Origin of the sequence: Porphyromonas sp. oral taxon 278 str. W7784 (assembly GCF_000467855.2) — a bacterium.
In the GTDB taxonomy this organism is placed as follows: Bacteria; Bacteroidota; Bacteroidia; order Bacteroidales; family Porphyromonadaceae; genus Porphyromonas.
The window spans coordinates 416,416-428,108 of sequence record NZ_KI259258.1 but is presented as its reverse complement, the minus strand read 5'-3'; the positions used below and the strand labels follow the sequence as shown (position 1 = coordinate 428,108).

General features: G+C 57.6%; 8 protein-coding genes. All 8 read right to left on the bottom strand.

Annotated elements, in window-relative coordinates; translation table 11 throughout:
- Nucleotides 1-493 (bottom strand): hypothetical protein (locus tag HMPREF1556_RS08370; protein ID WP_021668008.1); only part of this gene is annotated, 493 nt, incomplete at its 3' end.
- A 281-nt stretch (nt 494-774) separates the two neighbouring features.
- Complete coding sequence (locus tag HMPREF1556_RS08365) at nt 775-1,503, bottom strand: glycosyltransferase family 2 protein (RefSeq protein WP_021668007.1); 729 nt, start codon at nt 1,501-1,503, stop codon at nt 775-777.
- Nucleotides 1,504-1,534: 31 nt separating this feature from the next.
- The gene (locus tag HMPREF1556_RS08360) at nt 1,535-2,893 is read right to left on the bottom strand and encodes a glycosyltransferase (RefSeq protein ID WP_021668006.1); all 1,359 of its coding nucleotides are present in this window, start codon (nt 2,891-2,893) and stop codon (nt 1,535-1,537) included.
- Between the two features lie 15 nt (nt 2,894-2,908).
- Complete coding sequence (locus HMPREF1556_RS08355; protein WP_021668005.1) at nt 2,909-4,429, bottom strand: lipopolysaccharide biosynthesis protein; 1,521 nt, start codon at nt 4,427-4,429, stop codon at nt 2,909-2,911.
- Nucleotides 4,430-4,434: 5 nt separating this feature from the next.
- Entirely contained in the window at nt 4,435-5,556 is a 1,122-nt protein-coding gene (gene aroC, locus HMPREF1556_RS08350; protein ID WP_021668004.1) for a chorismate synthase, read from the bottom strand.
- 78 nt (nt 5,557-5,634) lie between these two features.
- On the bottom strand, nt 5,635-6,204 hold the full coding sequence (locus HMPREF1556_RS08345) for a peptidylprolyl isomerase (protein ID WP_021668003.1): 570 nt from the start codon (nt 6,202-6,204) through the stop codon (nt 5,635-5,637).
- A 1,114-nt stretch (nt 6,205-7,318) separates the two neighbouring features.
- Nucleotides 7,319-9,472: a methylmalonyl-CoA mutase gene (gene scpA / locus HMPREF1556_RS08340; protein ID WP_021668001.1), complete on the bottom strand. Its 2,154-nt coding sequence runs from the start codon at nt 9,470-9,472 to the stop codon at nt 7,319-7,321.
- Nucleotides 9,473-9,492: 20 nt separating this feature from the next.
- Nucleotides 9,493-11,355: a methylmalonyl-CoA mutase small subunit gene (gene mutA, locus HMPREF1556_RS08335; protein ID WP_021668000.1), complete on the bottom strand. Its 1,863-nt coding sequence runs from the start codon at nt 11,353-11,355 to the stop codon at nt 9,493-9,495.
- Nucleotides 11,356-11,693: the final 338 nt, after the last annotated feature.

Here is an 11,693-nt window from a genome sequence, read left to right as displayed (position 1 = left end):
GGAGCTGGGAGGCACCAGCGTCAGAGCCTCCGACGCCCGAGCCTTGCTCCTCGGTGAGTTGCTTGAGTGTACGATGGAAGAAGGCGACGGTCGAGGCCAGAGCATCGCTCATACGTAGGGCAAGACGACCCAGGGGCGTACCCTCCATGATGAAGGCTTCGACGGAGAAGACGACATCGCCATCTTCGTCGATATAAGCCTTGCTGACCTTCTGGTCGAAGTCCGTCATCGAGCAAGCCCTGTACAGGTACGACTCGTGGACGTCATCGAAGGCAGCACGCTCGAAGGTGGCTCGTACCATGAGGAACTCAGGATCGTCCTCCCGATAGTAGAAGCAGCAGTAGATGCCTTCGTTCTTATATACGATGCGTACATCCTTATCCCGCTCGGGGCGGTAGCCTTCCTGAGCAAGAGCCTCGAGGATGGTAGGTAGTACGGACGAGGGTACAAGGGATGTGTTGTTCTTCTTCGTAAACTTATCAAACAGTGCCATAGCTATAAGTGATCGGATCTAATATCACCAGTTTCCTGGGCAAGGGGAGCCTCCCCTCGTCTTCTACACAAAGATACTTCATTTACTCCACTTCCCCTGAGTAGGGCTCTGGAGCGCTTCTAGGCGAGGGGGGAGGGGGAAAAAGCAAAGCGCCCTCCGAGCACTACGCTCACTACCTCGGAGGTAGCAGTAGTGCCAGGAGGGCGGTACCAGTAGCGCCTCTAGAGGGGCACTACTGTTGCCTCTAGCGAGGCGCAGAAGGTGAGGCGCTGAGCGGGCGCTTAGCGCTTCCTCACCACGAGGAAGCGAAGGTGCTGATAGAGCGTAGGGAGAAGGCCGTAGTGGCGACGCATCACATGGAAGCGCTCCAGCAGGGATGCCCGATGGTTAGCCGTCGTCGTACCTTCGTTGAGGTAGAGGGCGATGACCTCGGGGTAGAAGGCAGTGTCCTTGGCCTCCCGTAGCACGCGTATGCACCAGTCGACATCAGCGGAGAAGCGATAGGACAGGTCGTAGCTAGGCGCTATACTTCGCTTGGCTACGAAGGCCTGATGACAGACGAGCATCCCCTCACGGAAGCTCTTCCAGTCCAGGCTATGAGGCGGGCGAAGACGACGCAAGCCCAAGTCTCGATCCTCGGCATCGATCAGGCGGGTATCTCCGTAGAGCACGTCGGGGAGATGTTCCCCCGAGCAGGTAGCACGCACCAGATCCTCCACCGTCGTAGCCTTAGCCAGAGCATCGCCAGCATTGACGTACCAGACATAGTCCCCCGTGGCACGAGCTAGCCCCTTGTTCATCGCATCATAGATACCTCGATCGGGCTCGCTGTAGACCTGAGCCCGAGGAGCGAGTTCCTCCACGAGCTCGAGGGTAGTGTCACGGGAGGCGCCGTCGATGACGAGGTACTCCAGATGGGGATAAGTCTGCGCCTGTACGCTCCGAAGCGTACGGGCGATGGTGGAGGCAGCGTTGTAGCAGATCGTGATGATCGTGATGCGTGGGAGCATAGCGACGAGAGATATGGGGGTGAGGGAGGGGTTAGGAGCGGGAGGAGGGAGTGGTAAGGCTAGCTTGGTAGCGCTCGTACAGCTTCCGGGCGACAGCCTCTGCTCCGAAGCGCTCGGCGCTCCTTCGACAGGCTTCGGGGGAGAAGGCTTCTCCAGCCTTCGCCTCCGTAGTGAGAAGCTGGGCGAGGCGGTCAGCATAGGTCGCCGTCTCAAAGGCTGGTACGAGGAAGCCATTAGTTCCGTCGTCGATGATGTCCTCAGGGCCACCACAGCGGAAGCTCACTACCGGCGTGCCGACGGCAAGCGCTTCGACAAGCGTCTGGCCGAAGGTCTCGTAGATGCTCGTCGACAGAAGCGCCCGAGAGAGCGAATAGATATGAGCGAGCTGTCGGTGGTCTCGTACGCTCCCCAGCGCTACATAGGGCAGAGCGAGCTCGTCGAAGTAGCCCTCCCGACGGATCGCACCTACCAGTACGAGGGTGATCCTAGAGGCTAGCTCGGGGTAGCGATCCTGTAGCTCCCGAGCGATCGCCATGAGGAGATGAGGCCCCTTGACGTCGTCGTCCAGCCGAGCGGCAACTAGAGTCAGATAGATGCGCCCCTCCTGCCACCAGTCGGGCATCGGCATGCCCGTGGCCGTCTCAGGCGAGAAGAGGCCGAGGTCGATCGGGTTAGGTAGGACCGAGGGAGCACCGTAAGAGCGCATGAGGGGGCTTCGCTCGAAGAGGAGAGCTTCAGAGCGACTCACGGCGATGTAGCTGAAGGGAGGCTCAGCGAGGAAGGCCTTCTGCCTCCAGACCGAGCGTGAGAGATCCTCCTGCTTCTTTCCTCCGAGGAGAGGACAGAGGCCACAGCCCGCCTCATAGCGAGGACAGAGGCTAGAGCCTTCAGGAGAGAACTCTAGAGGCAGGTGACAGATACCCGTCGCCGCCCAGAGGTCATGCAGGGTGGAGAAGATCGGTTTGCCCAGCTTCGAGAGGCGACGAAGAGCAGTGAGGGAGAGGAGGCCCTGATTGATCCAGTGGAGATGTAGTACGTCTGCCTCCCTGACCCATGGGTGCTCGCTCAGGTCGAAGCCTAGGCGTGCCGTCGAGACACGGAAGAGGCGACTCCTATCCCGTCCATTCCGTAGATAGATCTCTAGACGCTCGCCTACGAAGGCGAGGCGCCCCCAGAGACGCCCGAGAGGCGTGCGGGCTACGGAGTCGATACGAGCGTCGTCCGTCCCCTTGTGGAGCACCAAGAGGCGAGCCTCCACACCGATAGCGCCAAGAGCGTCGAGCAAGCGCCGACAGGCCTCCGCCGCCCCGCCACCTTGGTCAGCGGTGCAGAGGAGGAGGACCTTAAGGGGCGCTTGCCCTCGGTGAGGGAGCTTCGTCGGATGAGGCATCGGGGAGAGCGGTGATTAGCGACGGAAGCGAGCGGGGAGCTTCCCCTCCAGCATCTCCATCAGTTCGGGCGTGATCCTGAGGGCAAGGAGGACAAGGAGCAGTACCAGCCCTACGACGGCAGAGCGGACAAAGAGATCCAGCCACACCGAGGGTAGGACGGGAAGAAGCGTATCCGCTCCCCAAGCTACTAGGGCAATGGGTAGGAGCAGGAGCATGCGTCGAGTGAACGGGCTGACGTGCATCTTCACGCTCAGGAGCAGTTGCTGGAGTCCGTAGCTCACGATGTTCGTCAGGAACATCGCTATTGCTGCCCCCATCGTGCCATACTCGGGGATGAGGAAGAGCGTCGAGAGGAATGACATGATGAGCACACTGACGGTATAGTAGACATTCCAGTGGTAGTAGCGTGATGTGCTCACGACGGTATGACTGCAGGTCAAGGTCAGCTCCACCAGCTTAGCAAGGCCAAGGAAGAAGAAGACCCACTTGCCCCCGGAGAACTGATCCCCGTTGGGCATGATGCCAAAGATATTGTCGATGTTCACCCAGATCATAGCGAAGATCAGGAGTCCCGACAGGAGCTGGTAGAAGGCGACGAGCCTATAGACAGCTTCCACTCGCCGAGTGTCCCCGTCCTTCGCCGCCTCGGCTATCTTGGGGGCAGCGACATTGAGGATCGCTCGCATCGGTATCTCTATGATCGATACCATATAAAAAGCCATCGTGTAGACACCAGCAGAGGAGAGTCCCCCCCGGTCTATGAAGGCGACCATGAAGAGATCCATGCGTCCCGCCAGCGTGATACCCACAGAGGTCAGGGTGTAGAGCGCCGTATAGCGGTAGAAGCCTCTACGCATAGAGGTAGAGACGTAGTCGGGGTTGTGGCGAAGGGAGAGCGGTGTGATCCGCCCGAGGTAGACACCGCTAGCGAGCATGCAGATACCGAAGCTCCCGATGAAGCCCCATACCATCGTCGTGAAGTCGATATACCCGAAGGCATAGAGCAGGTAGACGGCGAGCTGGAGGACACGCAGTAGGACCTCTTTGATTCCCTTGGGCACAGCGACACGGAGGAGCTGGTAGGTGTAGAGCTCGAAGATCGTCCAGCCCATCGTGAAGAGGGTGAGCGGGATGACGGCATAGTAGAAGTCCGCTAGCAGGGGGCTATTCTTACTGTAGAGCGCCATCAGTGGCCCCTGGCAGAGGACATAGAGGAGCGTCATCACTGCCGTCCCGACAGCACCGACGACGAGCACGTAGTAGAGGAAGCCGTGGTTAGGTCCATCCTCTGCTCGGTAGGGGTTCGACTCCGTGTCCCTGAAGAAGGGGAAGTACCGACTGATCGAATAGGTCATCCCTAGCATCCCCAGCCCAGCGAGCTGGGTAGCTAGCTCGGGCAAGAGGCGTGTCAGGCCGATCTCTTCGGGGGGAAGGAACTTGGCTAAGATGAAGAAGGTGGTCAGGAAGCCTATCCCAACCCCTATGTAGGTCACTATGGTACCGCTGATGCTTTCCTTTGCTGCTAAGCTAGCCATCGTATCTAGTCCTCTCCTTCCTGACGCTGGGTGCTCCGAGCGTGGAGGAGGTAAAAATCCATTAGGGTGAGTGCTGTCATCGCCTCGACGACAGGCACGGCACGTAGGGCGAGGCAGGGGTCATGCCTGCCAGTGATCTCGAGGCGCACGGCCTGGCCATCACGGCGCACAGTCTCCTGAGGGAGACCTATAGATGAGGTAGGCTTGAAGGCCACACGGAAGGTAAGCGGTGCGCCTGTCGTGATCCCGCCGAGCGTGCCGCCACCTCGGTTGGTCACCTGTGCTACCCTCCCCTCAGCACTGAGGTGGAAGGGGTCGTTCACTACCGATCCCTGCATCGAAGCAAGGGCAAAGCCTTCGCCTAACTCGAAGCCTCGAGCTGCATTGATCCCAAGCATCGCCGAGGCAAGGCGACTGGCGAGCTTGTCGTAGAGCGGTTCGCCTAGTCCTGCGGGAAGGCCGTAGACACGGCAGGAGATCACGCCTCCCACGCTGTCCTTAGCCTCACGTGCTTCGGAGACTTCACGAGCCATCCTCTCCGCTGTCTCCTCCCCTAGTGTGGGGACGATGTGCCTGTAGCGCCCTTCTAGGCGAGCCTGCTCCTGCTCGGAGAGCTCTACCGCTGTCCAGCCTTCGTCGCTGAGGCTGACACCTCCGACACGGGAGAGGTACGCATAGACACGTACCCCCTGCGCCGTGAGCCACTGCGTAGCGATAGCTCCAGCGATGACACGCACTACCGTCTCTCGGGCAGAAGCTCTGCCTCCCCCCCGTGGGTCTCGGTGCCCGTACTTCGCCTCATAGGTGAAGTCGGCATGACCAGGACGGTAGATGTCGGCAAGCCGAGCGTAGTCCCCACTTCGTACATCCTCGTTCTCCACGAGGAAGGCCAGCGGGGTACCCGTCGTCCTTCCCTCATAGATCCCCGAGAGGATGCGCACGTGGTCGGGCTCTCGACGGGGCGTAGCGAGACGACTCTCGCCCCCTCGTCGACGGGAGAGCGCTAGCTCAATAGCCTCAAGGTCGATCACCAGCCCCGAGGGGAGTCCATCCAGTACACCTCCGAGGGCGGGACCATGGGATTCGCCGAAGGTCGTCAGGCGTAGCTGTCGTCCGAAGGTATTCATTGCCTCTAAAGAAAGAAAGGCACGGATGCCCTAGACTCTACAAGCCTAGTGGCATCCGTGCCCTGATATATCTACCGATTAGTGGCAACTACAGCCACCGCCACAGCAGCCTTCGTGCTCGTGCTCATGATCCTCGCCACAGCCGCAGCCACAACCATCGTGACCGCCGAAGAACTGCTCGATCTCCTCGGGCGTAGCATCATGGACATCCTTGACAGAGCCGATGAAGTGAAGATCTTCGCCTGCCAGGGGATGATTGAAGTCCATGACGACGACCTCTTCCTTGATCTCTACGACGCTACCACGGACGATCTGCCCGTCGGGCGTGTGAAGAGGTAGCGTAGCGCCCTCGACGACCAGCGCATCGAGCTTGCCTTCGCCATCCACAAAGATCTCACGGGGAAGCTCCTGGATCGCTTCGTCTACGGGCTGACCGTAAGCTTCGTCGCACTTGAGGACAAAGTCAAACTTGTCCCCAGCCTTTAGACCGAAGAGCTTCTTCTCAAACTCGGGGAGCATCATGCCCATTCCCTGGATATACTCTAGGGGGCGGTCAGGAGTCGTCTGCTCCATCAGGACACGTTCGTTCTCGTCGCCGACATAGAGTTCGTACTCTACAGAGACGAACTTATTAGGTGCTATCGTCATAATTTTTCCGATATAATAGGTGTGAAAGGAGCACCCCTGCACAAGCAGAAGTGCACATGTAGCGCAAAGGTAGCTATTTCTAAGCGAACGCTCCTTTTCCCTTAGCGCCGAAGCCCTCAAGTGAAGGCTACCCACCCCTGCCACACCAGCGAGGAAGGGAGGTTCTTCGCCTCGGTCTCCCCCAGCCTACTCAGCTAGATACAGAGAAGCACTTTCCCTCGGCCTAAGCTTCTGCCAGCACCTTACCAGCAGAAGCACACCGCCTCTGTCTAAGCTCCGACCTCCTCCTTACTGACAGACGAGCTTCCCCCCGACCTAGCCTCCCGCTCCCCCCTCGATCCAGAGACATAGCTACGGAATGTAGGCTTTCATTTTCCTCTTATAAGCTGGGGCTAATTTTCCGAGCCTCCGATCACCTCTCCGCCACCCATTTTTAGGAAGCTCATCAGCTCTCGGAACGAGGCGCCTTCCAGCCCTTCTGTACAGGCTCTTCTGAGGCCTCCCAAAAACGACCTACGGTAGGTCGCCGAAAAAACCTACGGTAGGTCGTCTCGACGACCTACTGTGGGTCGGTCAGGCGACCTACCGTAGGGTCCTTTTGGCACCCCTACATAGGGTTCTCTTTCGACCCAATGTAGACAGCACGTTTCACCCAATATACCCCCTCATTCCGACCCGCCTTAGATCCTAATGTCGACCCGCAATAATTCGCCTTTCCAATCTAGGGTAGAAAGCATCCCTCCACCACGGCTATCGCCATGCCCGAAGAACAGAAATACGCCTTCCTTCGGAACCGAATAAATACTTCCCTTAGCACAGCCTTCACCTTCCCCTACGCACGCTAGCTTCCCTTCCTTCTACTTGATAGAAGCCTTCCCCACACAAGCAGACACTCGCCTTCCTCAGAATAGCCCCACGTCCCAAGGGAAGACGACCCACTACCCTCGCGACCGACGCCCTTCCCCGAACAAGACAAAAGGCGCTAGCCCTCCCCGAAGAGAGGTACTAGCGCCTCGATACCCTTGGGCACGATCCGCCCTATACGACAGATGCCGTACCCAAGAGCTTGGGCACGGCATCCGTCCTTATGTTAAGCTAGATAAGCTCTGTAGTCTTAGGCTTCTTCGCCGAGGAGGATCTCGAGGACCTTAGCAGCGGAGTAAGCTACAGGCGTACCAGGACCGAAGATAGCAGCGACACCTGCATTGTAGAGGAACTCGTAGTCCTGAGCAGGGATCACACCACCAGCAGTGATGAGGATGTCAGGACGACCAAGCTTCTTCAGTTCTTCGATGACCTGAGGGATGAGCGTCTTGTGACCAGCAGCGAGCGAAGAGACACCCATGACGTGGACGTCGTTTTCGACTGCCTGACGAGCAGCTTCCTCTGGAGTCTGGAAGAGCGGGCCCATGTCTACGTCGAAGCCACAGTCAGCATAGCCGGTAGCGACGACCTTAGCCCCACGGTCGTGTCCGTCCTGACCCATCTTAGCGATCATGATACGGGGCTGACGACCTTCCTTCTCTGCGAACTTCTTAGCAAGAGCCTTTGCGCGGATGAAGTCCTTATCCTCGCCTGATTCTGATGAGTACACGCCGGAGATAGTACGAATGATTGCCTTGTAGCGGCCTACGACCTTTTCGCAGGCATCGGAGATCTCACCGAGGGAAGCACGCAGAGCGGCCGCCTTGACAGCGAGGTCGAGGAGGTTACCTTCCTTGGTCTCTACACAGTGGGTGATCGCTTCGAGAGCAGCCTTGACAGCGGCTTCGTCACGATTCTTGCGGAGCTCATTGAGACGCTCGATCTGCTGGAGACGGACGGCAGTATTGTCGATCTCGAGGATATCGATAGGATCTTCCTTCTCGAGGCGGTACTTATTGATACCGACGATGACCTGCTGACGAGAGTCGATACGAGCCTGCGTGCGAGCAGCAGCCTCTTCGATACGCATCTTAGGCAGCCCAGTCTCGATAGCCTTAGCCATACCACCCATGCTTTCGACTTCCTTGATGTGGCCCCAAGCCTTGTGCATCAGTTCGTTCGTCAGACTCTCTACGTAGTACGAACCAGCCCATGGGTCGATCTCCTTACATACGAGGGTCTCTTCCTGGATGTAGATCTGAGTATTACGAGCGATACGAGCAGAGAAGTCCGTAGGCAGTGCGATAGCTTCGTCAAGAGCGTTGGTGTGGAGCGACTGCGTGTGACCGAGTGCAGCACCCATAGCTTCGATACAGGTACGACCGACGTTGTTGAAGGGGTCCTGCTCTGTGAGGGACCACCCAGACGTCTGGCTGTGCGTACGCAGGGCAAGGCTCTTGGGGTTCTCGGGGTTGAACTGCTGGACGATCTTAGCCCACAGACAGCGTGCAGCACGCATCTTGGCGATCTCCATGAAGTGGTTCATACCGATAGCCCAGAAGAACGAGAGACGAGGAGCGAACTTGTCGACAGGGATACCAGCAGCGATACCCGCCTTGAGGTACTCCAGACCGTCAGCAAGCGTATAAGCCATCTCGATGTCTGCCGTAGCACCGGCCTCCTGCATGTGGTAGCCAGAGATGGAGATCGAGTTGAACTTAGGCATGTTCTGCGACGTGTACTCGAAGATGTCGGCGATGATGCGCATCGAGAATTCAGGTGGGTAGATGTAGGTATTACGCACCATGAACTCCTTGAGGATATCGTTCTGGATCGTACCAGCCATTTCCTCGAGCTTAGCGCCCTGCTCCAGACCAGCGTTGATGTAGAAGGCCATGACGGGCAGTACGGCACCGTTCATCGTCATGGAGACGGACATCTTGTTGAGAGGGATACCGTCGAAGAGCACCTTCATATCCTCCAGCGAGCAGATCGATACACCTGCCTTACCGACGTCACCGACTACACGGGGGTGGTCAGCGTCGTACCCACGGTGGGTAGCCAGGTCGAAGGCAACCGAAAGCCCCTTCTGACCCGAAGCGAGGTTACGGCGGTAGAAGGCGTTGGACTCTTCAGCCGTGGAGAACCCTGCGTACTGACGGATCGTCCAGGGACGCATGGCATACATACCACTATAAGGGCCACGCAGATAAGGAGGGATCCCCGAAGCGTAGTCGAGGTGTTCCATCCCTTCGAGGTCGTGCGCCGTATAGACGGGCTTGACCAGGATCTGCTCTGCGGTACGCCATACGGAGCTGTTGTCCTGCTTCGAAGCCCATTCGACGGGGCAAGTCTGAGCGAAGCCCGCAGACTTAATATCTATGTTCTTGAATTGTGGTTTCATTTCTTCTGTCTCCTTACCGATTAGTTAATACCAAGCTTGTGGTTGAACTGGCGGAGGGTCTCCAGCACGTTGCTCTTCACGTTGATGAAGTTCTCGATGCCGACAGCCTTGAGATCATCAGTGCAAGCAGGAGCACCTGCTACGACGAACTCTGCACGACCTGCGAGATACTTGAAGGCTTCGGGGGCGAACTCTGCATATTCATCGTCGCTCGAGCAGAGTACGATGATCGAAGCACCAGCAGCAAGACCTGCGTCTACCCCTTCCTGCACGGTAGCGAAGCCTAGGTTGTCCTGGATCTTGTAGCCTGCGCAAGCGAAGAAGTTACTGGAGAACTGAGAGCGTGCCAGACGCATGGCGAGGTTACCGATGGTGAGCATGAAGACCTTGACCTCCTTGCCCGAGCGTTCGGTAGCGAGACGAAGAGCTTCGAACTCCGAAGCACCACGGTCGAAGTTCAGCGCTTCGATCGAAGGCTGACCACAGCCACAGCTGTGCGTAGCTGCCTCAGCCTCTTCGTGGAGCTTCTGGGCAGCGGTCTCGGTGAAGTTAGGGAACTGGTTCGTCCCGAGGAAGATCTCCTTACGAGCAGCTACAGCAGCGTGACGCTTAGCATTGCTAGCGTTGACTGCCTTCTGTACGCTACCAGCTTCGGCAGCGGCAGCGAAGCCACCTTCTTCTTCGACAGCGAGGAAGAGCTTCCAAGCCTGCTCAGCAAGAGCGTTGGTTAGATGCTCGATATAGTAGGAGCCAGCAGCAGGGTCGATGACCTTGTCGAAGTGCGACTCTTCCTTGAGGAGGAGCTGTTGGTTGCGTGCGATACGTTCGGAGAAGTTATCCGACTCCTGGTAAGTGACGTCGAAGGGCTGTACGGTCAGCGAGTCTACCCCACCGAGCGTTGCGGACATCGCTTCGGTCTGTGTGCGGAGCAGGTTCACATGAGCGTCGTAGATGGTCTTATTCCAAGTAGAGGTGACAGCGTGCATGTAGATCTTCGCTGCGTCGCCCTTGTACTGATCTCCGTAAGCGCCGACGATCTCAGCCCAGAGCCAACGTGCTGCACGGAACTTCGCCAGCTCCATGAAGTAGTTGGACCCGACCCCGAAGACGAACTTAATACGGCTCGTGAGCTCCTCGATGGAGAAGCCTGCTTCGGTGAGCTTGTCTAGGAGCTCAGCACCCCAGGAGAGCGCATAGCCCAGCTCCTGGTAGATGTACGCCCCAGCGTTATTGATATTGAGTGCATTGACCGTCAGGACACGGAAGCCAGGCAGAGGACGGATCGCTTCAAGCAGGCGGGTGCATGCTACGACCCACTGGGGGTTAGAGATACCCTTGACCAGCTGCTTCTTGAAGGGGTCGAAGTTGATCGAGCCCTTGCATTCTGCTACGTTGGCTCCAGCTTCGGTGAGGTAAGCCGCCAGAGCTTCAGCCAGCTGTACAGCCACGGAGTAGCAGCAGGAGAAGTTGAGCTCGATCGCCTCGGGCATGATACCCTTGAGCAGGACGGCTAGCGTCTCCTTGTTGACCTGATCACGACGGAGCTTGAAGCCGAGGGAAGTCACCCCCTTGTTGAGGATGTCCAGAGCCTTAGCGTTTGCTTCCTGGGGATCGGTGACGTGTATCTCCTGGCGTACGAGCCACTCATTGTCCAAGCGTGTGGAGCGGACATAAGGGTACTCTGCAGGCATTACGCGTGGTGTCGAGAGACCTTCGAGGTCTTCGCGGCGGTAGAAGGGGTTGACGTTGAATCCTTCGTTCGTGCGCCAGACGAGCTTACGATCGAAGTCTGCTCCCTTCAAGTCGGCTATGATCTTATCCTTCCATTCCTGTGTGCTAATGGCGGGGAATTCGCTCAGTAACCGTTCTTTGTCAGTTGCCATAATAGTTCAATTTAGTGAATTGATTACTTATATCCACAAAGGTAAGGGAAATAATGCAATTTCCCCCTTATCCCCTAGGATAAATCTAGGGCTAATGTCTAATAGCTTTTCGGGGTAGCCCCAAGGGGGAGAGACTTGGGAATATGATTTCTTCTCTTACCGTCTTCCTACTCTAGTTCTTCGGAGGGGAAGGCTGATGATCAGCCAGTTGTATCACTTCACCTTAGCCCTAAGTCAAGCGAGGGATCTAGGCTAAGGATAAAGCGTGCCTCAGAACCCGCTCCGCATGCGCCTTAGCGAGGGTCAAAAAGGGATGCACGGTAGGTCGCCGAAAAAAC

Coding starts and splice junctions, on each gene's coding strand:
- HMPREF1556_RS08365 (WP_021668007.1), bottom strand. CDS start 1,503: ATGCTCCCACGCATCACGATCATCACGATCTGCTACAACGCTGCCTCC.
- mutA (WP_021668000.1), bottom strand. CDS start 11,355: ATGGCAACTGACAAAGAACGGTTACTGAGCGAATTCCCCGCCATTAGC.
- aroC (WP_021668004.1), bottom strand. CDS start 5,556: ATGAATACCTTCGGACGACAGCTACGCCTGACGACCTTCGGCGAATCC.
- HMPREF1556_RS08360 (WP_021668006.1), bottom strand. CDS start 2,893: ATGCCTCATCCGACGAAGCTCCCTCACCGAGGGCAAGCGCCCCTTAAG.
- scpA (WP_021668001.1), bottom strand. CDS start 9,472: ATGAAACCACAATTCAAGAACATAGATATTAAGTCTGCGGGCTTCGCT.
- HMPREF1556_RS08355 (WP_021668005.1), bottom strand. CDS start 4,429: ATGGCTAGCTTAGCAGCAAAGGAAAGCATCAGCGGTACCATAGTGACC.
- HMPREF1556_RS08345 (WP_021668003.1), bottom strand. CDS start 6,204: ATGACGATAGCACCTAATAAGTTCGTCTCTGTAGAGTACGAACTCTAT.